At 59.6% G+C, this 24032-nt stretch carries 19 protein-coding genes and 1 tRNA gene; 7 read left to right on the forward strand and 13 right to left on the reverse strand.

Going from position 1 to position 24032, the window contains the following annotated elements:
* Positions 1–28: 28 nt before the first annotated feature.
* The 4 genes from nagZ to EGT36_RS14935 all read right to left on the reverse strand — a co-directional run bounded on the left by nagZ (position 29) and on the right by EGT36_RS14935 (position 7448).
* On the reverse strand, positions 29–1045 hold the full coding sequence (nagZ, locus tag EGT36_RS14920; RefSeq protein ID WP_022556274.1) for a beta-N-acetylhexosaminidase: 1017 nt from the start codon (positions 1043–1045) through the stop codon (positions 29–31).
* A gap of 242 nt (positions 1046–1287) precedes the next feature.
* Complete coding sequence (locus tag EGT36_RS14925) at positions 1288–4332, reverse strand: SPOR domain-containing protein (protein ID WP_037094092.1); 3045 nt, start codon at positions 4330–4332, stop codon at positions 1288–1290.
* Positions 4333–4398: 66 nt separating this feature from the next.
* On the reverse strand, positions 4399–6156 hold the full coding sequence (gene argS / locus EGT36_RS14930) for an arginine--tRNA ligase (protein WP_004442158.1): 1758 nt from the start codon (positions 6154–6156) through the stop codon (positions 4399–4401).
* Between the two features lie 74 nt (positions 6157–6230).
* Positions 6231–7448: a deoxyguanosinetriphosphate triphosphohydrolase gene (locus EGT36_RS14935; protein ID WP_004442160.1), complete on the reverse strand. Its 1218-nt coding sequence runs from the start codon at positions 7446–7448 to the stop codon at positions 6231–6233.
* Between the two features lie 225 nt (positions 7449–7673).
* Here EGT36_RS14935 and erpA point away from each other — a divergent pair, with 225 nt between their 5' ends.
* Together erpA and xth are read left to right on the forward strand one after the other, a co-directional pair.
* Positions 7674–8006 (forward strand): iron-sulfur cluster insertion protein ErpA, encoded by a 333-nt coding sequence (gene erpA / locus EGT36_RS14940; protein WP_125270508.1) that lies wholly within the window; start codon positions 7674–7676, stop codon positions 8004–8006.
* A gap of 276 nt (positions 8007–8282) precedes the next feature.
* Positions 8283–9080, forward strand: a complete 798-nt coding sequence (gene xth, locus EGT36_RS14945) for an exodeoxyribonuclease III (protein WP_004442163.1) — start codon at positions 8283–8285, stop codon at positions 9078–9080.
* Between the two features lie 35 nt (positions 9081–9115).
* Here the strand turns inward: xth and exoR are convergent, their stop codons facing one another.
* The 8 genes from exoR to EGT36_RS14985 all read right to left on the reverse strand — a co-directional run bounded on the left by exoR (position 9116) and on the right by EGT36_RS14985 (position 18043).
* Complete coding sequence (gene exoR, locus EGT36_RS14950) at positions 9116–9910, reverse strand: exopolysaccharide production regulator ExoR (protein WP_004442165.1); 795 nt, start codon at positions 9908–9910, stop codon at positions 9116–9118.
* Between the two features lies 1 nt (position 9911).
* Complete coding sequence (locus EGT36_RS14955) at positions 9912–10205, reverse strand: hypothetical protein (protein ID WP_234704062.1); 294 nt, start codon at positions 10203–10205, stop codon at positions 9912–9914.
* A 268-nt stretch (positions 10206–10473) separates the two neighbouring features.
* Complete coding sequence (locus EGT36_RS14960) at positions 10474–11763, reverse strand: outer membrane protein transport protein (RefSeq protein ID WP_004442167.1); 1290 nt, start codon at positions 11761–11763, stop codon at positions 10474–10476.
* Between the two features lie 463 nt (positions 11764–12226).
* On the reverse strand, positions 12227–15070 hold the full coding sequence (locus EGT36_RS14965) for a valine--tRNA ligase (protein WP_037094108.1): 2844 nt from the start codon (positions 15068–15070) through the stop codon (positions 12227–12229).
* A 238-nt stretch (positions 15071–15308) separates the two neighbouring features.
* On the reverse strand, positions 15309–16271 hold the full coding sequence (gene popZ / locus EGT36_RS14970; protein ID WP_004442172.1) for a cell division protein PopZ: 963 nt from the start codon (positions 16269–16271) through the stop codon (positions 15309–15311).
* Positions 16272–16663: 392 nt separating this feature from the next.
* Positions 16664–17335, reverse strand: a complete 672-nt coding sequence (locus EGT36_RS14975; RefSeq protein WP_022556281.1) for a protein-L-isoaspartate O-methyltransferase family protein — start codon at positions 17333–17335, stop codon at positions 16664–16666.
* Between the two features lie 243 nt (positions 17336–17578).
* Positions 17579–17652: transfer RNA gene (locus EGT36_RS14980), tRNA-Cys, on the reverse strand.
* Positions 17653–17890: 238 nt separating this feature from the next.
* The gene (locus tag EGT36_RS14985; RefSeq protein ID WP_004442177.1) at positions 17891–18043 is read right to left on the reverse strand and encodes a DUF3309 family protein; all 153 of its coding nucleotides are present in this window, start codon (positions 18041–18043) and stop codon (positions 17891–17893) included.
* A 734-nt stretch (positions 18044–18777) separates the two neighbouring features.
* Between EGT36_RS14985 and EGT36_RS14995 the strand changes: the two genes are divergently transcribed.
* Together EGT36_RS14995 and EGT36_RS15000 are read left to right on the forward strand one after the other, a co-directional pair.
* The gene (locus EGT36_RS14995) at positions 18778–19065 is read left to right on the forward strand and encodes a hypothetical protein (RefSeq protein ID WP_004442182.1); all 288 of its coding nucleotides are present in this window, start codon (positions 18778–18780) and stop codon (positions 19063–19065) included.
* 81 nt (positions 19066–19146) lie between these two features.
* The gene (locus EGT36_RS15000) at positions 19147–19392 is read left to right on the forward strand and encodes a DUF982 domain-containing protein (protein WP_004442183.1); all 246 of its coding nucleotides are present in this window, start codon (positions 19147–19149) and stop codon (positions 19390–19392) included.
* A 485-nt stretch (positions 19393–19877) separates the two neighbouring features.
* Here the strand turns inward: EGT36_RS15000 and wrbA are convergent, their stop codons facing one another.
* On the reverse strand, positions 19878–20477 hold the full coding sequence (wrbA, locus tag EGT36_RS15010) for an NAD(P)H:quinone oxidoreductase type IV (protein WP_004442185.1): 600 nt from the start codon (positions 20475–20477) through the stop codon (positions 19878–19880).
* Positions 20478–20754: 277 nt separating this feature from the next.
* Here wrbA and EGT36_RS15015 point away from each other — a divergent pair, with 277 nt between their 5' ends.
* The 3 genes from EGT36_RS15015 to gpt all read left to right on the forward strand — a co-directional run bounded on the left by EGT36_RS15015 (position 20755) and on the right by gpt (position 23301).
* Positions 20755–21546, forward strand: coding sequence for a competence/damage-inducible protein A (locus tag EGT36_RS15015; RefSeq protein ID WP_006698846.1), 792 nt, complete (start codon positions 20755–20757; stop codon positions 21544–21546).
* Positions 21547–21651: 105 nt separating this feature from the next.
* Positions 21652–22497 carry a universal stress protein gene (locus tag EGT36_RS15020; RefSeq protein WP_004442189.1) on the forward strand — a complete coding sequence of 282 codons (846 nt, stop codon included), beginning with the start codon at positions 21652–21654 and terminating at the stop codon, positions 22495–22497.
* Positions 22498–22803: 306 nt separating this feature from the next.
* Positions 22804–23301, forward strand: coding sequence for a xanthine phosphoribosyltransferase (gene gpt / locus EGT36_RS15025; RefSeq protein ID WP_006698845.1), 498 nt, complete (start codon positions 22804–22806; stop codon positions 23299–23301).
* The last annotated feature ends 731 nt before the right edge of the window (positions 23302–24032 follow it).

Genomic DNA, 24032 nt, shown 5'->3' on the forward strand with positions numbered 1-24032 from the left:
TGATCCCGAGTAAGCGGCCGCCCGACTGTCAGGAAACGGCCCACATCGCGTTGAATTCGGCTCTCAGTTCCGCTTCGTCGGATGGGTCCGCAGTCGGGAAACCCGCTTCAACTGCCCGCACCCGCTCCAGCGACCGGCCGGAAAGAACGGGAACCTCTTTCACAACCTCGAGCATTTCACCCATCACGCCGTTGCAATGCAAGACTATATCGCAGCCACCAGCAACAATATTCGCAGCTCTTTCACCCAGCGTGCCCTTCAACGCGTTCATCGAACTGTCGTCGGACATCAGCAGGCCGTCAAATCCGATCCGCCCGCGAATAATCTCCTCGATCACCTTCGGTGATGTCGTCGCCGGCCGTTCGCGGTCGACGGCGTTGAACACAAGATGCGCGCTCATCGCCATCAATTCGCGGTTCAGTGCCCGGAAGGGCACGAAGTCATGCGCATCCAGCTCATCGAGCGGCACGTCGACCACAGGCAGTTCATGATGCGAATCCACCATGCCGCGGCCGTGGCCCGGCATATGTTTCATGACAGGCAGCATGCCGCCCGCCTTCAGCCCGTCGGCCGCCGCCTGCCCCATCTCGGCCACCATGGTCGGCGTATAGCCATAGGCACGGTTGCCGATGACATTGCTGGCGCCTTCCACCGGCACGTCGAGCACCGGCAGGCAATCGACATTGATGCCGAATTTCATCAGGTCAAACGCGTGCAGTCGCGACATCAGCCAGGCGGCACGCAGACCGGCACCCCGGTCGCGCTCATAGATTTCACCGAGAATGCGGGCATTCGGATAAGCCTGCAGGATCGGCGGCTTGATACGCTGAACCCGTCCGCCCTCCTGATCGATCAGCACCGGCGCATCTGCCCGCCCGACGGCATCGCGCATGGCGGCGACGAGATCGGTGATCTGCTGCGGCTCGCCAATATTGCGCCCGAACAGGATGAAACCCCAGGGCTGCTCATCGCGGTAAAGGGCAATCTCGTCGGCAGTCAGCGAAAGCCCGCTGCATCCGAGGATCATAGCTTTGCAATCGGTCATGGTGTCACGCCTGTCTGAGAACAAAAGGGATAAGGGAAGAATGACCTTTAGCCACCGAGACTGCGGAGAGGTCCGGTTAATTTCTCCGCGTCATCCTCGGGCTTGACCCGAGGATCCATTCCGGCGGCCGTGGATCCTCGGGTCAAGCCCGAGGATGACGTAGAGTTTGCCGGAAGGCCCGAATATGCCAAGGGCTGCCCCACTCGGCAGCCCTGATCGTTACGAAGCCATATTGCCCGCTATCACCGCGCCACCAGGCAGCTGCCACCGGCCGAACGGAATTTTTCGCACAGCGCCACGGCTTCGTTCTTGTCACCGGCCGGGATACGGACGCGGTAGAAGGTGCCCTTGCCGGCGATTTCGGCAGCCTTTATGTCGACGCCGCGTCCACCGATGACCGAGCCGAACTTGGCCGACATGTTCTGGTAGGACTTCTGCGCTTCCGCCTGGCTCGGCAGCGACGCGATCTGGATATAGTAGCCACCGGCGGACGGCGTGCTGGTCGCAGCCGGTGTAGCAGCTGCGGTCTGCTGCTGCGCGGCCTGCGGCTGAGCAGGCGCAGTCGTCGTCGGACGAACATTGCCCTGATTGGTCACCGTCGCCACGACGTTTGCGGGCTGCGAGGACGGACGTGTTGCCGGAAGCGGCGCGGCGGACTGCGCAGCCGGCTTGGTGGCGGCAGGCGTGTTGGCCTGCGGCTGAGCCTGTTCCGGCGCGACCGGAACCCGCGATGCGGCGATGACGGCGGGAGCGCCCTCACCCGGCTTGGCGGTCTGCGGCGCAGCAAGTTCCTCGACCTTGTCAGCCTTCGGCGGCTGGGCTGCCGGCACCTCGACTTCCTGTGCGACAAGCGTGCCGTCAGGCTTGACGATCATGGTGCGGACCTTGCGCGGGGAAACGCCGGTCGCGGCCGAACCTTCGTTCTGTGCGGCCTTTTCTTCCGGCGAAAGCAGGCGCGGATCCTCGGTCTCGCCAACCGGCGTGCCAGCGGCTTCCATATCGGCGTCGTTTTCGCCTTCCAGCGGCAATTGTTCAGGAATCAGAGTCCGCTGAACCACGTCCACGGGCTGTTCGTTGCTGGAAATCAGCGCCGGCTGCTTCGGATCGGCAGCGCTGCCGCCGGCAACGCGATCATAAACCGCCTTGTCCTGATTGGGCACGACACGACCGCCCGGATTTTCCGGCACGACCTTCATCGGGTCGTTATCGGCGGAGATGATGACCGGCGCGCCGTTGGAACCGGTGCTCGACGAACCGCCGGAGACCAGCGCGTAAACACCGCCGCCGATCAGCACCAAGCCGATGGCAGCCGCAACCGGCATGATCCAGCGGCGACCGCCGCGTTCATCCTCGTCACGATAAGCAGCCTGATTGTCGACGTACGTATTTTCGGGCTCGCGAGGCGCATTACCACGGGAAGCGGCAGCCTCCTGCATGGAGCGGCGGAAATCCTCTTCCAGCGCCCGTTCGAACTCGTCGGCCTCTTCCGGAGCCTGAACAGGACGAGCCTGGGCAGCTCCGCGGTTTTCCGCGTGCTTGTGGCGGTCGAGACCACCGGCAACAGCAGGAGCAAACAGCGTCGCGAGCTCGGTGTCGATGTCGAGGTCTTCCTCATGACGGCGGGGAGCCGGCTTCGGCTCGAAAACGCCAACCGGCAGTTCCGGTACATCCATCTCGACGATGGTTTCCGGATGCTCTTCCGTCTCACCGATCTGCGAGGGATCGAAAGGCAGGCTTTCCAGCGTCTGTGGCGCGACAGGCTGGGGAGCGGCCGGACGCGGCTGAACGGGAGCGGCAGCAACGGGTGCGGCGGAAACGGCAGCAACAGGTGCGGCAACGGGCGCAGGCCGGGGCTGCGGTGCGGGCTGCACCTTCACCGGCTGCGGTGCGGGTGCCTGAACGGCCACCGGCGCGGCCGGCTGCTGGCGAACCGGCTGCGGTGCAGGCGCTGGCGCGACCTCCGCTTCAGCGATGTCGGACAGATCCAGATCGAGATCGAGATCGTCAAGCGCAAGCTCGAAATCATCATCGTTGAAGCCAGCGAAATCAAGCTCCTCGGCGGGTGCTGCGGGCGCTGCATCGGCAACCGGCGCTGCCTTGACCGGAGCGGCAGTAACCACGGGCGGTTCAACCTTGGCAGCCTGCGCTGCGGGGACCGCCTGCACGAGCGGCGCCTCACCGCGACCGGGAATGGAATATTTCGCGACGTCGTAAATCAACTCGTCCATCGGCGAGAGATGTTTCGCCGCCGGCTTCTCGGCAGCCTCAACCGTCAGAGGCTCTGCGGCAGGCGTAAAGACCTCGGCGACCGAAGGCGTGAAGGATGGCGCGGTCTCTTCCGCCCGGACGACGGCAGGCACGGGAGCGACTTCGACCTGCGGCTCTACCCGGGCCGCGGCAGGCTGCCGTTCGGAGCGCGGCTCAACCCGCTTCGGGTCGGCGGCCGAAACATCGCGGCGGGCGCCGAAATTGGCAAGCGGCAACCGCAGGCTCGAAAATTCCAGCGAAGACCGGCCGCCATGCGATGGCGGACGAACGGAAATCGGAGCAGGCGCCTGTTCGGCGACGGCGATTTCCACTTCATCGGCGAGATCGAGGCTCTGGGACTCCGGTGTAGCAGCATAAGCGGCGGCAGCAATATTGCTGGAGACATCTGCCGGAAGCTCCGGCATGGCGTGCCATTCCGGCTGGACGGGTTCCGCGGCCTGCGGCTCTTCCCATGCCACCTGTGAGGCAGCCTGCTCGTAGACCATCGGCTCGGCAGGACGCGCCTGGCGCGAATGCACATCGAAAACTTCAGCCACCGCGCCGGCATCATCGCGGAAATCCGCCCGGATATCCTGCGTGGGGGTTTCGACGTAATTGTGGATATAGGCCTCATTGACCTCTGGAAGCAGCTCTTCCGCTGCTTCGGGAGCGAATGTCACCTCGGGTTCCGGTTCAGCTGCCGGCGCAAGTTCGGGCTCGCGGCGAGCGAAAACGGATTCGACCCGCTGCATGAAATCGCTTGGATGGATGCCTGCACGAACATCGTTTGCCGGATCAAGAACGATCGGATCGGCATGCGGCGCATCGTAAACCTCGAATTCCCGAAGCAGCTCGTCCTCGAGATTAAATTCGGGTTCGCGGCGGGCAACCGGTGAGGCAGCGCGTGGCGCAGCTTCGGAACCCGCATGCGAAGGACGATCTTCGAAGCCGACGATACGCGCCAGTTCTGCCAGAGGATCGTTGTCAGCGAAGCCTTCGGACCGGGCGTCCCGGTTATACGCGACATTTTTTTCGACCATTACGTGTTCCACCATCTACGCATTGCAGCTCTTGCCAGCGTATTGTGAGCAAATAATGGTGAGATGTTATCGCATTTCGTCAGGTGCGTCCGCTCCTAAAAGCGTCAGTCCAGACCTCAGAACATTCGCGACAGCATTCACCAGCCCAAGTCTGGCAATGCTCAATTCTCGGTTTTTATCGTTAATAAAACGTAATTCCTGATGGTCTTTACCCTTGTTCCAGTGTCCATGGAAGGAACTGGCGAGATCATAGAGGTAAAAAGCAAGCCGGTGCGGCTCATGCGAAAGGGCCGCGGATTCGATCAGGCGCGGATATTCCGCGAGTTTTGCAACCAGCTGCAACTCATTGATATCGCTGATCAAAGATACAGATGCCGCCATCTCCTCGGCCGAAGGAGAAAGCCCCGGAAACGCTTCCTGCGCCTGCCGGAAGATCGACATTGAGCGGGCATGCGCATATTGCACGTAAAAGACCGGATTATCCTTCGATTGTTCGGTCACTTTTGCAAAATCGAAGTCCAGCGGCTCGGAATTCTTCCGATAAAGCATCATGAATCGCACCGGATCGCGACCCACTTCGTCGACAACGTCGCGCAGGGTCACGAAATCGCCGGAGCGCTTCGACATCTTCACCGGCTCACCGTCGCGGAACAGCTTGACGAGCTGGCACAGAAGAACCGTCAGCTTCGATTTGCCCTCGGAGACGGCGCGCGCGACGGCTTCCAGGCGCTTGACGTAACCGCCATGGTCGGCGCCGAGCACATAGATCATCTCGGAAAAACCACGGTCGAACTTGTTCTTGAAATAGGCGACGTCGGCGGCGAAATAGGTGTAGGAACCATCCGACTTCATCAGCGCGCGGTCCATATCGTCGCCCACTTCGGTGGAGCGGAACAGCGTCTGTTCGCGGTCTTCCCAGTCATCAGGCAATTCGCCCTTCGGCGGCGGCAGCGTGCCCTTGTAGACATGGCCCTTGAAGGTGAGGTCGTTGATGGCCGACAGGATCGGCCCGCCATTGCCCTCATGCAGCGTGCGCTCCGAAAAGAACACGTCGTGCCGGACGTTGAGAAGCGCCAGATCCTCGCGGATCATCGCCATCATCGCGTCGATCGCCTTGTCCTTGACGATAGGCATCCACTTCTCTTCAGGCATGGCGCGCAGCTTGATGCCATATTCATCGGCCAGCGCCTGGCCGACGGGAACGAGGTAGTCACCTGGATAGAGACCGGACGGGATGGTGCCGATATCTTCGCCGAGCGCCTCGCGATACCGCAGGAACACCGAACGTGCCAGCACATCGATCTGCGAGCCGGCATCGTTGATGTAATATTCCTTGGTGACGCCGTAACCAGCAAATGCGAGCAGGTTCGCCAGCGTGTCGCCGACCACGGCGCCACGGCAATGGCCGACATGCATCGGGCCGGTCGGGTTGGCCGAGACATATTCGACGTTGATCTTCTGGCCCGCACCGATGGTGGAGCGGCCGAAATCGATACCCTGGTTGATCATATCTGCCAGCAGACGCTGCCAGTACCCAACCGACACCTTGAGATTGATAAAGCCAGGACCTGCGACATTGACGCTATCGACATCGCCATCCGCCTGAAGAGCCGGCACGATGAGTTCGGCAAGGGCGCGCGGGTTGGTGCCGAGCGGCTTGGCCAGCACCATTGCTGCATTGGTGGCAACGTCGCCGTGGCTGAGATCACGCGGGGATTCGACGGTAATTCGACTGAAATCGACCTTTTCGCGGTTCTCTTTCACGAGGTCGAGGGTCTCGAGCGCGTTTTTGATCCTGGTATCGAAATCGGCAAAAATGTTCATCGTTCCAACCTGCGCGAAGGGCTTCTGTTCATGTCCGGTATTTTAGCCGGTCGGCTTCGCGATCGCCCGCTGCCCTATCTCAAATCGGGGGTGTGGTCAAACAGCCGCTGGTGGGCGCGCAGTGCATAACTATCGGTCATGCCGGCCAGATAGTCGCCCACATGCCGGGCTTTTGCGGCCACGCTCATGCCGGAAATGCTGTCCACCCAGTAGTGGCTCTGCATTTCCGCCGGCGTTTCCATATATCGGTGGAAAAGATCGGTGACGATCTGCGTCGCGCCGGCGCGGATGCGCATGATGTCCGGGTGCCGGTAGATATGGGCAAACAGCAGCTTCTTGATCTGCCGGTCGGTCTCGGCCATCTCGGGCGAAAAGGTGGCGACGGTAAAATCGGCGGCCCTGATGTCGGCAGCCCGCTGCGGCTTCAGCCGGGCAAGATTTTGCTGCGCCACGCCGATCACATCCTCAACCATGTGAGTGATCTGGCGGCGCATGATCTCGTTGGCGAAACGTTCCTTGTCGAGCACGGGATATTTCGCCCGCACCTGCGCCATCAGGCCGCTGAGGAATGGTACCTCCTCCAGCATCTCGAAGGTGAGATAACCGGCGCGCAGACCGTCATCGATATCGTGGGTATTGTAGGCGATGTCATCGGCAATCGCCGCCACCTGCGCCTCAAGGCTGGCATAGCTGCCGATCTCGAGATCCTGCAACTCGCAATATTCGAGGATGGGCAGCGGAACCGGCCCCTTGATCCCCTCACCCTTCGCGTTCACCAGCGGGCCATTATGCTTGACGAGACCTTCCAGCGTTTCCCAGGTCAGGTTGATGCCGTCATATTCGGCGTAGCGGCGCTCCAGCTTGGTGACGATACGCAGCGACTGTGCATTGTGGTCAAACCCGCCATAGGGCAGCAGCACCGCATCGAGCGCGTCTTCGCCGGTATGGCCGAAAGGCGTGTGGCCGAAATCATGCACCAGCGCCACGCCTTCGGCCAGATCCTCGTCCAGCTTCAGCGCGCGGGCCAGAGCGCGGGCGATCTGCGCCACCTCAATGGTGTGGGTAAGCCGCGTGCGGTAATGGTCTCCGTCGGGGCTGATGAAGACCTGCGTCTTGTGCTTCAGGCGACGAAAGGCTGTCGTGTGGACGATGCGGTCACGGTCACGCTGGAATTCGGAACGCGTCAGGCTTCCTTCTTCCGGAAACAGACGCCCGCGCGTCGTCCATGGATCCGAGGCGAAAACCGCCCTCTCCCCACTTCCGAAACCCAATGCGCGCTGGTCTATGATCATGCATCCACCTGTTGTCTTGTCGGCCATGACCTTGACTGTGACTTCCTTTTGGTCTCGGCCATTGACCTTTTCATTCACCCTTCATACCTATCGCAGAGGTCAGCGCAAAGCACCATCGCCGCGCAGACGCCCTCACACAGGCTATAGACCGTTAATTTGACCGGTTTATAATGGTGACAACGAGATTATTGCTCTCCGGTTCTTGACCCCGGCAGGAGGAACGACATGGAAAACAGCGACATTACCCTTTCGGAAGCAGCGGCAAAGCGAATCGCCCAGATCGTCGCCGCCGACGCCGGCAAACAGGCGCTGCGCGTCTCCGTCGAAGGCGGCGGCTGCTCGGGCTTCTCCTACAAGTTCGATCTGGCCGAAGACCCCGCCGATGACGACATCGTGATTGCGCGCGGTGATGCCAAGGTGCTGATCGACAGCCTTTCGGTCGTCTATATGGCGGGCTCTGAAATCGACTTCGTCGATAATCTGCTCGGCCAGTACTTCCAGATCAAGAACCCAAATGCCGTGGCAAGCTGCGGCTGCGGCACCAGCTTCTCGATCTGAGTGAAACGGTCCGCGGCTCTGCCTCAATGCTCTCAGCTTTGAGGTGATCCGCGTCCCTCTCCTGCCTCATCCCTGTCTCCCCGCCGCGCAGACGCGCGTCGGCTGGATTCCTGTAACAAGCACAGGAAAAAGGGGTAGAGACATGACGCTGACTTCGCGGCCCAGTTCACTCTACCAACCTCCCCTCTATCCACCACATCCTCGCCACCACCTTCCAAAAACGGTGGCAATCGCTTTTGCATCGGGTAAAAGTACCCTCACAAAAGGGAAACTCCGATGAAGATTGCCACCTGGAACATCAACGGCGTCAAGGCGCGCATCGAAAACCTCTGCCAGTGGCTGAAGGATTCTTCGCCTGATATCGTCTGCCTTCAGGAGATCAAGTCGGTCGATGAGGGGTTTCCGCGGCTGGAGATTGAGGCGCTTGGTTATCACGTAGAGACCCACGGCCAGAAGGGCTTCAACGGCGTTGCCCTGCTTTCCAAAGTCAAGCCTGATGAGGTCAATCGTGGCCTGCCGGGTGATGATGCCGACGAGCAGGCGCGTTTCATCGAAGGCGTGTTTTCCGTCGACGGTGGCGCCATCCGCGTCTGCTCGCTTTACCTGCCGAATGGCAATCCGCCTGACGATCCGGTCAAATATCCCTACAAGCTCGCCTGGATGGAGCGGCTGCGGCGCTTTGCCGAAGATCGCCTCGCGTTCGAGGAGCCGCTGATCCTTGCGGGGGACTACAACGTCATTCCGGAACCGTTCGATTGTCACGACCCCCGCGTGTGGGAAGGTGACGCGCTGTTTCTGCCGAAGACCCGCGCAGCCTTCCGCAAGCTGGAGAACCTCGGCTTCACCGATGCCGCACGCGCGACGACGGATGAAGCAGGACTATATTCCTTCTGGGATTATCAGGCCGGCGCATGGCCGAAAAATAACGGCATCCGCATCGACCATCTGATGCTGTCAGCCGAAGCAGCCGACAGGCTGGAATCGGTCAGCATCGAAAAACATGTGCGTGCGTGGGAAAAACCATCCGACCACGTGCCGGTCTGCGGTTACTTCGATTTCAGCCCCGCTGGCTGACAGGCCATCTTTACCGAGCTCTGGCGCGGCAATTTTCAATCCGGATCGTCAATCCGCATGGTCTGCGCCATTGCGATTGCCGCGCGGCGATCGTTCTCACCCGCCAGCGAAAAGGCCTGCTCCTGCAGGTTCTGAATCCAGGTGCAGTCCGCCGCCGTGCATTTATCCAGCGCCGCCGTCATGAAGGCGAGGCCCTGCGTCGTCTGGCCTTCCTGGAAGATCAGGTTGCCGAAAATCGACATGGCGCCGGCATGGCCGTGTTTGCGGGCCTGGTTGAGCCATTTCTTTGCCTGCTGCACATCCGCGCGGCCACCCTCGCCGGCAAGAATCATCTCTGCCAGACGGAACTGGGCCTCAGCCACACCGAAGGTGGAAGCAACCTGGAAATAAAGCTGCCGGGCCTGTGAAAGGTCCATTTTGACGGGGCTTCCGGGAATGCCGTGGCGGTAATAATCAGCGAGAGACAGCAGCGCATTGACGAAAAAGCCCGTATCCTCCGAGCCCGGTTCGACACCCTGATTGGCGATTTCGCTGTAAATCTTGAAAGCTTCGAAGTCGTTCTTGGCGACGCCATCGCCATAGGCATACATGTTGGCAAGCGCCCAGCGCGAGCCTGTATGGCCCTTTTCGGCCGCGTAGCGATAGGCCTCGACAGCTTCACCCTTGTTTCCGTTCTTGTAGGCCTTGAAGCCGAACTTGAACAGGTCGAAGGGGCCGGATTCCTTGGTCACGCCCGCATTGATGTCAAAAGCCGCGGCAGGCATTGCGAGCGACGCAAGCAACATGCCCATGAGGAGCGGCTTTAAAACGTTGGCTTCACATTTCAGCATTTCAGCGAACTTCTCTCACTCTTCCCGGCATATAGCCAATACTTGCGGAATACTGCAAAGCCGAACCCCGCCGGGTCGCGATTTTTCGAACACACTGCGTCTTTCCGGCAGCACTTTCCAGCGCACCACCGGTGGTCTCCTGCGGCAATTGCCCAAATTTTCCAGTTAGACAGATATAGGCATAATTTCCGGCAATATAACGGCGTTCCGCCATCCACCGGTCAGCGCCAAACAAGAAATCCGGATGAAATTCCCGTATTACTTGCTTAAACCCTGAATCCAAACCTGTTTTCACTTTCTGCAACCCCGCGGGCCCACATCAAACGCCTGCATGTTCTTCCGATCCCGCCGCCCTAAACATAAGCCAAGCACCCTGTTTGTGGCGGGAAATGGACAGATATGCTCACATTCCAACGCGACCCCACGCTTGCAGAAAAGTGTTGCCAAATCGTCACAAAACTTTCGGGTCAGAAAATTTTATCGAGAAGGAATCATAGTCGGACATGAAAAAAGGCCCGGTTGGTAAACCGGACCTTTTTTTTAGCATTAGCGAAAGGATCAGATCAGAACTTGACCTTCACACCCGTCGAGATGGCTGCCACGAGGTCGTTGCCGAAATCGTAGCCTGCCTCGTTGCCGCAGGTGAAACCAGCGCCGCAGGGTCCGCCATTGATGGAGGAGCTGCCCGAGGTCAGGAGGCCGAGAGCGCCGGCAATCTTGAACTCGATGTTCTTGTTGGGCGAATAGACAATCTGCGTGCCGAGCGTCCACGTATCTGTCTGGGTGCCGATGACCGTGGACGTACCGCGATCCCAGGTCAGGCTGACGGCTCCGCTCCACTGTTCGTTGAACTTGTGACCAACGCCGCCGGAGATCGTCCAGCCGTCGCGATAGAACAGGTCAAGCGTGTTCAGGGTGTCTGCGCCACTTGGGACGCAGGGAGATGTGCCGACCGCGCAGAAAGGAATGACCTGAATCTGGCTCCAGTCTGTCCACTTCACGGAACCGAAAGCAAGCCAGTCTGGCGCTATGCCGGATTGAACTTTTAGTTCGATGCTGTCTGGCATGGAAACAGACCCATAGATCGGCACGAGCTTGCCGCCGTATTTTGCAAGCGTCGGAGATATGGACGGCGGTGTCTGTGGGATCCCTCTAACATCGGCGAAGCCGGTCAAATCGTGATCGACAGCGCTGTTATAAACTAGGCTGGCGCGGAACGCGATCTCGGGAATCTCGTAGGCCATGCCGGCGCGCCAGCCCCAGCCGTCACCTTCCATCTCAAGTTTGCCGACGCCGCTGAAGCTGGACCAGGCCGGATTGAGGCCCAGAACGGCCGGCCCGAGAACCTGACGATACTTATAGCCGCTCAATTCCTGATAGAAGCCGCCGCCGATAATCGAGAAGTCACCCTTGCCAAGATCGAACTTCACCCGGCAGGTGGTCGCGTAATTGTGCGACTTGACCTTGGTTTCGATATTGTAGCTCGATCCCTGCCAGATACCGGGATTGAGATGCGCGCCCCAGGGCTGCGAATAGTCGAACATGCAGTCGCCGAAATCGCCGATCGATGCCTTGGCCCCGATGCGGGTCGACCAGAAGTTTTCGGAATCATCTGCCGTCCTGGACCAGGATGCAGGCAAGGGGCCACTTTTCAGCGGATTGTCCCGCGCATTCTCTACCTTGCGCTGCGGTGCGACGAAGGTCGCGGAGCTGTCGAGAACGTAATCGGACGGATCGAACAACAGATCGATATTATAACCGCCGCGCTCGAGACCGCCGGCCAGTGAAGGCGTTACCGCCGCGATGCTGACTGCGAAACATACCGCGCCGCGAAAAATTGCAGTTTTTGCCATCTCTCTCCCCAATCAAGGCAATGTGATCATCAAAAGAGTGAAGCGCTTCGCGGAAAATGACAATCTGCCGCACACTGGCACAGTTCTGCGACACTTCTCCATTTTTTACGTAAGAATTTCATGTCGATCCCCTTGCATAATCATTTTAGGTTATTTTTCTAATTAAACGGAAGCGACGCGACACAAAATGAAACAATTTCCCACGCTTGACCAGAATTGTCGCCAAATAACCACACACGCGCGTTTCCCGAAGAAAGCCGCTTATCACGCCGTTTTTGTTGGCTTTTTTGACTGTTCGGGAGATTTTCGAGCGCGAGATGGCGAGAAATGATCGCCCTCCAGCGAGCAACATGATTCGTCGTTGCAACGCAGCAATCGATAGACGGCGACCCTGTCGCCCCATAACAAAAACGCCCCGTTTTTAGCGGGGCGTTTTTGTTCATGCAAAGCCGCAAGCGGCATGTCACCCCGCTTCGCTTACCCGCGTGAGCGCCGTTCTCAGGCTTGCGAGCTGAATTTCCAGCTCAGCCTTGCGCTCGCGTTCGGCGGCAACGACTTCCGGATCGGCATTGGCCACGAATTTCTCGTTCGACAACTTCTTGTCGATGCGTTCCATTTCCGCGTCCACCTTGCCGATCGCCTTCTCGAGACGAGCCTTTTCGGCCGCAAGATCGACCAGATTGCCAAGCGGCAGGCAGATGGTCGCCTCACCGACGATGATCTGGGCCGACCCCTTCGGCGCGAGATCGGCGGCACGGATTTCATCGGCCCGCGCCAGACGCCGGATAGCGGCGGCGTGGCGATCGAGCCGTGCTTCCGTGGAGGTATTGGCGCCAACGACCACCAGCGAGGCAGTGGCACCCGGCGGCACGTTCATCTCGGCGCGCGTCGAACGAATGCCGGACACGAGATCGATCAGCCAGTTGATTTCCGCAGCCGCGGCGTCGTCGCGGAACTCCGGCTCCGGCCAGTCGGTAAGGCAAAGCAGATCATCGCGCTCCTTGCCCTCACCGGCCGTATGCGCCCAAAGCTCTTCCGTCATGAACGGCATGAAAGGATGCAACAGCTTGTAGATCTCATCCAGAACATAAGCCGCGCAGGCCTGCGATTCCGACTTGGCCTTTTCATCGTCGCCGCCGAAGACCGGCTTCAGCAGTTCCAGATACCAGTCGCAGAACTGGTTCCAGACGAAACGGTAGAGAATGCCTGACGCATCGTTGAAGCGGAAGTTCTCAAGTGCCGCCGTCACATCGCGGGCCGTGTTGGCGAGCTCGGTCAGGATCCAGCGGTTGATCGTCAGCGAGGCGGTTTCCGGCAGGAAATGCGGGTCACGCTTCACACCATTCATCTCGGCAAAGCGCGTCGCATTCCAGAGCTTCGTGCCGAAATTGCGGTAACCCGCAATACGTGCGGGATCGAGTTTCACGTCGCGACCCTGCGCCGCCATGATGGCAAGCGTGAAACGCAGCGCATCGGCACCATATTCATCGATCAGTTCCAGCGGGTCGATGACGTTGCCCTTGGATTTTGACATCTTCTGGCCGTTCTTGTCGCGAACCAGCGCATGAATATAGACCGTGCTGAACGGCTCGACCGGGTTACCGGCGTCGTCCTTCATGAAATGCAGGCCCATCTGCATCATCCGCACCACCCAGAAGGGGATGATGTCGAAGCCGGTGACAAGCACGTTTGTCGGATAATAGCGCGCCAGTTCCGGCGTCTGTTCCGGCCAGCCGAGCGTCGAAAACGGCCAGAGCGCAGAAGAGAACCAGGTGTCGAGCACATCTTCGTCGCGCGTCAGGATTTCGCCCGGAGCGAAGTTCTCAAGCTTTTCCTCGACCCAGGCCTTCCACGGGCCTTCATGGGCGATGTAATGCTGGATGGCCGCCTGCAGCGCCTCTTCCTCGGTCTTCTCGACGAACACCTGCCCGTCCGGGCCGTACCATGCCGGAATCTGGTGTCCCCACCACAATTGCCGCGAGATGCACCAGGGCTGGATGTTTTCCATCCATTGGAAATAGGTGTTTTCCCAGTTCTTCGGCACGAAATTGGTGCGGCCTTCGCGAACCGAGGCAATCGCCGGCTGCGCCAGCGTCTTGTTGTCGACCCACCACTGGTCCGTCAGGCGCGGCTCGATCGGCACGCCGCCGCGGTCGCCATGCGGCACCACATGCTTGTGCGGCTCGATCCTGTCGAGCAGGCCGGCTTCCTCAAAAATTTCGACGATGATCTTGCGGGCGGCAAAACGGTCCTGACCTTCCAGCCGGTCCCATGCGCCGTGCAGCGCCGCCGGATGGTCGAGGCCTTCGAGGAAATCCTCGTTCTCCTTGATGGAGATGGTACCATCGATATTCATGACATTGATGGCGCGCAGGCCACAGCGTTTGCCGACTTCGAAGTCATTGAAGTCATGCGCGGGCGTGATCTTGACCGCACCCGTACCGGCGGTCGGATCGGCGTAGTCATCGGCGACGATGGGAATCCTGCGACCGACGATGGGCAGGATGACGTGTTTGCCGACGATGCCCTTGTACCGCTCATCTTCCGGGTTCACGGCAATACCGGTATCGCCAAGCATGGTTTCCGGACGCGTCGTGGCGACAACGATATAATCGCGGGTCTCGAACTCGGTGGGCTTGCCCTCCTCGTCGAATGCGGTCGGGTACTGATAGGTAACGCCCTTTTCGAGCGGATAGCGCAGGTGCCAGAGATTACCCTTGACCTCGATCTGCTCGACTTCCATGTCGGAAATCGCAGTCAGCAGCTTGGGATCCCAGTTGACGAGGCGCTTGTCCTTGTAGATCAGGCCCTGCTTGTAGAGCGTGACGAAAACTTCGAGAACAGCCTCGGAGAGACCTTCATCCATGGTGAAGCGTTCGCGCGACCAGTCGCAGGACGCGCCGAGACGTTTCAGCTGGTTGAAGATCAGGCCGCCGGATTCGGCCTTCCATTCCCACACCTTCTCCACGAAGGCCTCGCGGCCCATATCACGACGGCCTGGAAGCTGCTGCTCCATCAGCTTGCGCTCGACGACCATCTGCGTGGCGATGCCGGCATGGTCCATGCCCGGCTGCCACAGCACATCCTTGCCGCGCATGCGCTCGAAGCGGACCAGAATATCCTGCAGCGTGTTGTTGAGCGCATGGCCCATGTGCAGGGACCCCGTCACATTCGGCGGCGGGATGACGATGGTGAAGGTTTCCGCGCCCGGCTTGGCGTTGGCGCCGGCACGAAAAGCGTTAGCCTCGTCCCAGGCTTTGGCGATCTTCGGTTCGACGGTGGCGGAATCGTAGGTCTTTTCGAGCATTTCCTGACCTGAATTTTAGAGTTCTTGTGTGGATTTTTTAAATAAGGATGGACAGTCGAGAGTCAACAGAAACCGACCCTCAGGACGCTCCGTGAGCGACCCGATGGCCGACTATGCCCCGATAACGCTTTCATCTTCAATAAAAAAGCCGCCCCTGTGCCGGGCGGCCCCTCTTTAACGCCGATGCCACGCCTCCCGAGGCGGGCGGGAAGCACCAGGCCCTGCGGCCAGCGTAAAATCAGCGGCGCGAGCCGCGCGCCACGCGCTCGATTTCTTCGCGCACGAGACGCTCCACCAGGGTTGGCAGATTGTCTTCCAGCCATTCCTGCAGCATCGGACGCAGCATCTCGGCCGCCATGTCCTCGATCGAACGACGTTCGACGCCGTCGAAAACCTCGGCCAGCTCACTGAAGGAACGCGCGATCTGCGCGCCCGCGGCGGCCGAGATGAGGTTGAGCGACAGGTCGGAGCCGGCCTGTGCTTTGTCTTCCGGCTGCGGCGCAACCAGATCGAGTGACGGCGCCTCGGCAATGGGTTCCTGCACGTCGATGTCGAAAACTTCCTCGGCTACGGCGGTTTCAATCGCACCGCGCAGCGCCATATGATCAAAATGGTTTTCCGGTACAGGCGCGCTTTCAATGGCAGCGGCAGCGGCCCGGTCCTCGGAAGCGGCGGGCGCCTGCTGTTCAGCAGCAGTTGCCGCAGCCGCCACCATCAGCGGCCGTACATCCGTCGGACGCTGTGCCGCGGGCCGTTCGGTCTGCGGCACGGCGGGAGAAGAGGAAGCTGGAGAAGCCTGCATCGCCGCGCGCTGGCCCTGCGAGGCGAAGGCCTGCGGCCCCATGGCAGCGTTGCGGTCTGCGGCAGCGCGAACCCGCGCGGCGACATCGGCGAGCGACATCGTCTTTTCGACGGGGATTTCCTGGGGCTCGGCCAGGGATTGTTCATAAGCCGGTGAAAAATCCTGTGCAGGCCGTGCGCCAAAGGCCTGGTTTGCCGGCGGAGGGACGCGGGCCGGCGGGCTGGCTGGCTCCGTCATGTAAGTTGCGTCGCCTGCCGCCTCGTCCTCATCGTCATAAACCGGCGGTAACTGGCCGGAAAATGCGCCGGCGGGCCCTGGCTCGTTGCTTTCGATGATCCGGCGTATCGACGCCAGAATCTCTTCCATGGACGGTTCACGCGCTACGCTTGGCTGAGCCATATCAATCCCCGGTTTCCACTCTCTAGCACCCGGCCTCGCATCACTTCGGATGCCAGGGGCACTTCGCACCTGTTCAATCTGCACATCACGGCAGCGGCAGCCGAAAACAACCGCCGCGCCGACAGTCTGCAACAGGCCTGAGAAAGACGCTCCGCATCTTCGCAACCCGCTGCAGGGGTCATGCGGGGCAGAAATACGCACACCCCGAATCACCTTAGTTTAGGGTAGCATAGCCACGAACTAAATCACTGATTCGACAAGTTTCGTGATGATACACAGCTTTGTGGGCGCGATGTTCTCGAAGACGCACACGGGATGAATTTCCAATCCTCACAAAAACGCCGGGGTGGAAATTCCACCCCGGCGTCAAGAACAGAATGATGGTACGGTGATCAGAAAACGAATTCGGCTGCCTTGGCGAAACCCGGCAGCGGCTTGACCGAAGCATTGAAGAAGGTCGCGGCCGACGTGCTGGCGCCATCGCGGCGATAGACGGTGGCCTTTGCGGCATTGCCGTATCCGACAACGACGACGAGACGCCCGCCATCGCGCAACTGCTCGGTAAGTGCCGCCGGCACTTCCTCGACAGCGCCGTTCACGAAAATCAGATCGTAAGGCGCTTCGCTCGCATAACCTTTTTCGAGATCGCCGGTGACGACAGCGACATTGTCATAGCCAAGCGAAGCGAGCGTTTCGGTCGCCTGTGCGGCGAGCGCTTCATCGCATTCGAGCGAAACGACGGAGCCGGCAAGCTGGGACAGGATGGCGGCCGCATAACCGGAACCACCGCCGACTTCCAGGACCACGTCCTCCCTCGAAACGGCCGCGAGCTGCAGCAGCTTCGCGAGCGGCGAGGCCTTCATGACATAACGGGCCGGACGGCCATCCCGGGCGGGACAGATCTGCAAATCCTCATCCACATAGGCAATTTGCCGTGCACCCGTCGGCACGAATGCCTCGCGCGGCACACTCAAAAACGCCTTCAGCACCGAATGCGAAGTCACGTCGGTCGTACGCAGCTGGCTGTCGACCATATTGGCGCGCGCGGTTTCGAAATCCATCATGTCGTTATCGCCTCAATTTCACGGATGCCGGTCGGGAAGTCCCGGCTCCAAAAGCTCAAAACGGCGCGGGCCTCCCCTCGCCTTTGAATAATCTCATAATTGGCCAAGAGCGCGCTTTCAAGCGCGGTAAGACGGATGTTGGGTAAAAAGCAGGATGGCAGCGGTTTTCTTCGTGGAACGAACGGCGAGACGTCGCCAATCGTGACGCGGAACAGGAAAAATCATCGTACCGTGGGAGAATTTTGGAGGCCTCGCCCGGAATTGAACCGGGGTACAAGGATTTGCAGTCCTCTGCGTCACCACTCCGCCACGAGGCCTCACACGCTCATCAATGGAGCGATGGCGGGCATTTAGAACGAATCCATTTGGGGCGCAAGAGGGATCGTTCCGAATGTCGTGTTTTTTCAGCCGGTACGTGGAGTCCGACCGCCCGCCCTGTCTAAGCCACTAAGATAACATGGCTTTTGGCGTCATACCGCTGCTCCGGACGAAAAATTGCCCGCAGCCGAAGGACTTTCGACTGCGGGCAACCCGTGCATTTTCAGGAACGGTCGATCAAATCCGTCCCATCAGAACCAGGATCAGCACGATGACCAGCACCAGTCCGAGACCGCCCGAAGGGCCGTAACCGTAATTATGATAACCCCAGCTTGGCAGCGCGCCGATGAGGAACAGAATGAGCAGGATGACAAGGATGGTGCCGAGCATGTTTAACCCTCCACTATTGGCATGTGTCCGACTGCTTCAATGACGCAGCGTGTGAAAAGTTCCCTCTTCCGGCCTCTCCAGCAGGCTGAAAGAATGACGGCAGACGTGCCGTTTCAACAGGTTACACCGCTTTTGCCCAGACATGATGGTCCGGCCGGAAGGGGCGTGCCGTCCCCCGCGCCTGGCGGATCAATGTCCCGGACAGTTAAGATGAGGAACTGTGCATAGTCTCGCGCGTCGCATCCATCGCGAGTTCTGGATCGCTGCAATTTATTCGAGGTAATTTCTCGCTCTATGTCTATTTTCGGTTGTCCGCCATATTGAAGACAGTCCCCCGTGCCCTGAAACCGGCGGGAGACGGAGAGATCCGGCTTCGCTGGCAGTGCGCCGGATCTCTCCCGCCCCCTCCCTCGCTCCGTCCCACTCCTGCCGCAGGCAGGTCGGCACACGTACATGTGACCGACGACCATGCGTGCTACCCCTTGCCTCGTCTCAGCCTCTCCGGATAGACCCCCGTGACGGGAGGGAGAAACGAGAATCATATGTCCGGTTTTGCGAACCTCATCCCGCTTTTCATCTTTGGCTTCCTCGTCTATTTTTTCTTTCGCTGGGTCGCGCGCGACATTCAGAACCCAAAGCGCAAGTAGTCGGAAGGAATAATACTGCCGCATCCGCAGCTTCCGGGAACCTCCGCGCCTCCATATCGTTTTTGCAGATGGACCTCGGAGGACAGGATGAAAACGCTCGCATCATCGGCCGCAATAGCCCTTTCGCTCGCGCTTGCGGGATGCACGACCGCAGGTCCGGCACCCTATGTGGAGCCCATTCCCGGGAGCATCATCTATAAAGGCCAGCCGCGCACGAAGCTGACGAAGTCACCGATCGGCAGCACCTTCACCCATGAGTTCCGCATAGACAGCAGCACAAGGGCGGTGGAAACCTATCGCATCGCGCCGGACCGCTCGCTGGAACTCATTGACCGGCGCATCCTTCGCGAATGGCTGTTCGGACGCGACGACTGACCGCACCGGTCGGCTCCGAAACGGATTGCGCATCCCGCCTGCTTCGTTTAGAGCCGGGCGCGAAACCAACATGGATGAGCGATGAACACGCGCTGGCAGAAACCCGTCCTGATCGCCTTCGAAACGCCGGGTGATTATACGAGCATCGAAACAACCCAGGCCGCCTCCTGGGCCCTGATCGAGGACTGGCCGGTGGAGGATGGCGAGGCGCTAGACAAGGCGCTGCTGGTCTGCGCCGCCGTGGATGCCGGCAGGAAAAAGCCTGAAGACGCGCGCAAGGCCTTCATCGCCGCCGCGATCGAAGCGGGGCTCGACATCAAGGCGTAACGGCCCAGCCACGCGTCGCGACGGAGGCGCCAGGGGCGCTAACGTCAAGTTCATGGTTCGATGGATCGATACAGAGGAAAGCGTCCGGATATATGAAAAAAGCCCTGTTCATCTTTCTTCTCTCCTGCCTGGCGATCGGCCTTCTCGGCCACCTCGTCGTGGCGTTCGTCGTCACCGGCTGACACGCCGTAAATCAGGCGTTAAGAATCCCTAAATTTCATTCTGCTGTTATGGAACCGCGTTAAACTTTTTCCGTTCTCTTTTCGATCGAACAAGGAGGATTGAAATGCGCGACGGACTGAATGGTTTTCTTGAAATTTCGATGATCGGCTTCGTGGTTGCAAGCTGCCTCTTCATGGTGAACCTGCCGATCTGATCGGGGAACGAGCTTCGCAGGAGAGCATCGCGGTAAAGCTGGTGATGATGGCCCGGCACAGAAAATGCGGCCTTTTGGGCCGCATTTCTTTTTCACTGGACTTTCAGGATCAGGCAGAAAGCTTGGCGGCGATTTTCGCCACATGCGCGCCCTGGAAGCGCGCACCTTCAAGTTCGACTTCGGAGGGCTGGCGGGAGCCGTCGCCGTCGGTAATGGTGGAGGCGCCGTAAGGGGAGCCACCCTTGATTTCATCGACACCCATCTGGCCCTGGAAGGCATAGGGCAGACCGACGACGGCCATGCCGTGGTGCAGGAAGGTCGGCAGGAAACCGAGAATAGTCGATTCCTGGCCGCCATGCTGGGTGGCGGAAGAGGTGAAGGCGGAACCTACCTTGCCGACGAGCTTGCCGCCGAACCACAGGCCGCCCGTCTGGTCCCAGAAATTGCGCATCTGCGAAGCGACCGTGCCGAAGCGGGTGCCGGCGCCGACGATGATGGCATCGTATTCAGCCAGTTCGTCCACGGTGGCGATCGGCGCCGCCTGGTCGAGCTTGAAATGCGAAGACTTGGCGACCGCTTCGGGCACCAGTTCCGGAACGCGCTTGACGACGACGTCTGCGCCCGCCGATTTTGCACCCTCGGCAACAGCATAGGCCATCGTTTCGATGTGACCGTAGGAAGAGTAATAGAGCACCAGAACTTTCGTCATTTTCTTTGTTTCCTTTGGGTTTATCGTTTCCGGCGTCCCGGCCAGAAGCCTTTTCAAAAACGTGATGATCATTAGCGGCGACCCGTTACAAGCATGTGATGAAAATCTAGCTCACAGGCTCCTTCCACGCCAGCGGCCTATCGGCATACGCACTGTTCACCATAAGTGAACGGAAAAGCGAAACGTCAACTATTTGCCGAAATACATTTTTTCAAAACCGCTTTGCAATCATCGGGCACGGGGCTAACGTCTGATAAAACAGATGACGAGTACACCCATGTCCAATCCCTCTTCCGCTCAATCCGTCGTGACCGCCGCCATGCTCGCCATTGGCGACGAGTTGCTTTCGGGCCGTACCAAGGACAAGAATATCGGCCACCTCGCGGACGTGCTGACCATGTCCGGCATCGACCTCAAGGAAGTGCGTATCGTTGCCGATGAGGAGGACGCGATCGTCGAAGCGCTGAATGCGCTACGCAGCCGCTATGATTATGTCTTCACCTCGGGCGGCATAGGCCCGACCCATGACGACATCACCGCGGATGCGGTTTCCGTGGCGTTTGGCCTTCCCTGCGAGCACGATGCCGAAGCCTTGCGGATACTTGGCGACATGTATCGTGCCCGTGAGATGGAATTCACCGATGCGCGCAAGCGCATGGCGCGCATGCCGAAAGGTGCTGCCCACATCGCCAACCCCGTTTCCGTCGCCCCCGGCTTCATCATCGGCAATGTCTATGTCATGGCCGGCGTGCCGCAGGTGTTCCAGGCGATGCTCGACAACGTCATGCCGACGCTCCGCACCGGCGCCAAGGTGATGTCGCAGGCCGTACGCTCACCGTATGGCGAAGGCGATATCGGCACGCCGCTGACGGCCATCCAGAAAGCCCATCCCGAAACCAGCATCGGTTCTTATCCGAAATATGACGGGCAACGCTTTTCGACGGAAATCGTGGTGCGCGCCCGGGATGCAGGCGTGCTGAAGGCCGCGGCGGATGCGGTCGCGGCCATGATCGAAGCCATCGGACAGGAGAAAAGACTGGCGGCAGGCAAGGGCGACGCAACGGCTTGAGCGAGAAAGGGCCTTTGACGAACGGGCTTTGACCAAAATCAAGGTGGCGGCCTGCAAAGGCGGCCACTCTCCCCACAGAAATTAGATGTCACCGAGGAGAGATAAATGGGTTACAAAACGATATTGGCAGTGGTCGACAATGTTTCGAACACACAGAAGCTCGGCGAATTCGTGGTGAGCCTTGCAGACCAGTTTTCCTCGCATGTCATCGGCCTGCACATGGAAACGCTGGCCGCCGTTCCCCTCGTCGCGCCGATGGAAATTCCCGATCCCGCCACCGTGCAGGCCCTGCAGGATGTGGCGCACAAGGAAACCACCGATGTCGGCACGCTTTTCGAGCGTACGCTATCGGCCAACGGCATCTCGCATGAATGGCGAAGCTTCGTTACCTCGGTGGGTTACGCCTCCGCCTCTGCCATCGACAGCGCCCGTTGCGCCGATCTCGTCGTCGCCCGCCAGAGCAGTTCCTCGGCTTTGTCGGACAGCCGCACCGATATTGACAGCTTTCTCTATGAAAGCGGCCGTCCCGTTCTCCTCGTCCCGCATGTGCTCACCGTCGCCAAACCGATCAAACGCGTCCTGATCGCTTGGAATGGCTCTCGCGAGGCGACGCGCGCCACTTTCGACGCCCTGCCCTTTCTGAAAGCCGCCGACAGCGTCGAGATATTCTCCGTCGACCAGGCAGAAAGCGAAACGCAGTCCTCCGGGTTTGCCGGTACGGAACTGGCCGCCACGCTCGCCCGCCACGGCGTGAACGTGACGGTGACCTCACAGGAAAAGATTGCCGGCCTTTCGCCGCAGGCGGCCATCGAAAATCGCCTTTCCGATAACAGCATCGACCTTCTGGTCATGGGCGCTTACGGCCATTCCCGCTGGTGGGAACTGCTGTTCGGCGGCGTTACCCGCACGCTGCTCGATTCCATGACGGCGATGACGCTGCTGTCGCGTTGAATATGGATGCGGCGCAAATGGCGCCGCCAGCCCCCGCGATCTCGCTCGAAAGGAGCGTCCGCCACTGGTTTCTTCTCCCCGCCGGGGAGAAGTCCGCGGCAGCGGGATGAGGGGGCGAGGGTAGAGATAGACCGAGAGCCAGCCCCCTCATCCGACCCTTCGGGCCACCTTCTCCCCCTAAGGGAGAAGAAACAAGCGGCATTCTCTCAGCCAAAATCACGCCGGATAAGCGCAAAGCTTGCCTTTTTGCCGGTCTTGCGGCTATTAGCCAAAGCCATCGACAATTTTGACCAGATGGTAGACGACATGTCCCTTCCCGATAAAGCCTTTCCCGTTTCCTGGGACCAGTTTCACCGCGACGCCCGTGCGCTTGCCTGGCGTCTTGCCGGTCTCGACAAAGAGTTCCGGGCAATCGTCTGCATCACCCGCGGCGGCCTCGTTCCGGCGGCGATCATTTCCCGCGAACTGAACATCCGCATGATCGATACGGTCTGCATCGCCACCCGCCATGACTACGTCAACCAGGGTGATACGGTCCTGTTGAAAGGCGTAGCCCCCGAGCTGACTGTTGATGCCGGCGAAGGCGTGCTTGTCGTCGACGATCTGACCGATACCGGCAAGACGGCGCTGGAAGTGCGCGAGATGCTGCCGAAGGCGCATTTTGCCTGCGTTTACGCCAAACCGAAGGGGGTGCCGACCATCGATACTTTCGTCACCGAAGTGAGCCAGGACACCTGGATCTATTTCCCCTGGGACATGGGCTTCACCTATCAGGAGCCGATCGCCAAGGGATCGCGCGGCTGAGTGCCCACAGGGGACTCATTTTTTCTCATCCGTCATTCCGGCCTTGAGCCGGAATCCAGCCACGGCGCGTCTGCGCCGTGAGTCTCTCGCGATCAAGGACTTGATCGCGATGGACCCCGGATCTGGTCCGGGGTGACGGAGTGCGGATGCACCAACCGCGCAAGAATTCCCCAAGCAATATACACTCTTTCGCCGTCCCACCCGGGGCGGCTTTTTTGTGTGAAAAGGCCTTTTTGCCGACAGCGGAAAACACGGAAAAACCGCAGTGTCGCCATTATGCCTCACCCCGGAAATGCGGGGTTTTGCCTTTCCGTTGCGGAAACCAGCCTCGCGCAAGCTTCAAATTTTTCCGCCAAGTCACTGATTTTTCTGAGAGCTTTCCCTATCCCCGTTTTCCACAGGCACTCCACACAATATCTTGTGGTTAAAAATGGGTTTCAATCTATGGCTTGACGAATCTGTGCCGCGAGAGGAAAGTGACAAATATGTTGCGGCGGCAACGAACCGGAAAGTAACGAGGCCGGTTCTTCTCCATCTTTAGCGCGCATGTCCAAACGGCGTCCCGGCCATGAGGGGGCGGTTCGCCGATGGCTTTTCTGCGCCTTCGGAACCGCCAAAAACATTACGCGGGGACTGGCAGCAAGAATGTGTTAACACTATATATAGTAGGCTTGCAGCCATCTTAAACACGAGATACAGGGATGACATCCAAGGATGAACATCCCTACAGA

This window comes from Agrobacterium sp. FDAARGOS_525, from assembly GCF_003938925.1.
Classification (GTDB): domain Bacteria; phylum Pseudomonadota; class Alphaproteobacteria; order Rhizobiales; family Rhizobiaceae; genus Agrobacterium; species Agrobacterium pusense.

Bases quoted from the DNA above. Each gene is read 5' to 3' on its own strand.
- nagZ (WP_022556274.1), bottom strand. From the start codon at position 1,045: ATGACCGATTGCAAAGCTATGATCCTCGGATGCAGCGGGCTTTCGCTG.
- EGT36_RS14925 (WP_037094092.1), bottom strand. From the start codon at position 4,332: ATGGTCGAAAAAAATGTCGCGTATAACCGGGACGCCCGGTCCGAAGGC.
- argS (WP_004442158.1), bottom strand. From the start codon at position 6,156: ATGAACATTTTTGCCGATTTCGATACCAGGATCAAAAACGCGCTCGAG.
- EGT36_RS14935 (WP_004442160.1), bottom strand. From the start codon at position 7,448: ATGATCATAGACCAGCGCGCATTGGGTTTCGGAAGTGGGGAGAGGGCG.
- erpA (WP_125270508.1), top strand. From the start codon at position 7,674: ATGGAAAACAGCGACATTACCCTTTCGGAAGCAGCGGCAAAGCGAATC.
- xth (WP_004442163.1), top strand. From the start codon at position 8,283: ATGAAGATTGCCACCTGGAACATCAACGGCGTCAAGGCGCGCATCGAA.
- exoR (WP_004442165.1), bottom strand. From the start codon at position 9,910: ATGCTGAAATGTGAAGCCAACGTTTTAAAGCCGCTCCTCATGGGCATG.
- EGT36_RS14960 (WP_004442167.1), bottom strand. From the start codon at position 11,763: ATGGCAAAAACTGCAATTTTTCGCGGCGCGGTATGTTTCGCAGTCAGC.
- EGT36_RS14965 (WP_037094108.1), bottom strand. From the start codon at position 15,070: ATGCTCGAAAAGACCTACGATTCCGCCACCGTCGAACCGAAGATCGCC.
- popZ (WP_004442172.1), bottom strand. From the start codon at position 16,271: ATGGCTCAGCCAAGCGTAGCGCGTGAACCGTCCATGGAAGAGATTCTG.
- EGT36_RS14975 (WP_022556281.1), bottom strand. From the start codon at position 17,335: ATGATGGATTTCGAAACCGCGCGCGCCAATATGGTCGACAGCCAGCTG.
- EGT36_RS14985 (WP_004442177.1), bottom strand. From the start codon at position 18,043: ATGCTCGGCACCATCCTTGTCATCCTGCTCATTCTGTTCCTCATCGGC.
- EGT36_RS14995 (WP_004442182.1), top strand. From the start codon at position 18,778: ATGAAAACGCTCGCATCATCGGCCGCAATAGCCCTTTCGCTCGCGCTT.
- EGT36_RS15000 (WP_004442183.1), top strand. From the start codon at position 19,147: ATGAACACGCGCTGGCAGAAACCCGTCCTGATCGCCTTCGAAACGCCG.
- wrbA (WP_004442185.1), bottom strand. From the start codon at position 20,477: ATGACGAAAGTTCTGGTGCTCTATTACTCTTCCTACGGTCACATCGAA.
- EGT36_RS15015 (WP_006698846.1), top strand. From the start codon at position 20,755: ATGTCCAATCCCTCTTCCGCTCAATCCGTCGTGACCGCCGCCATGCTC.
- EGT36_RS15020 (WP_004442189.1), top strand. From the start codon at position 21,652: ATGGGTTACAAAACGATATTGGCAGTGGTCGACAATGTTTCGAACACA.
- gpt (WP_006698845.1), top strand. From the start codon at position 22,804: ATGTCCCTTCCCGATAAAGCCTTTCCCGTTTCCTGGGACCAGTTTCAC.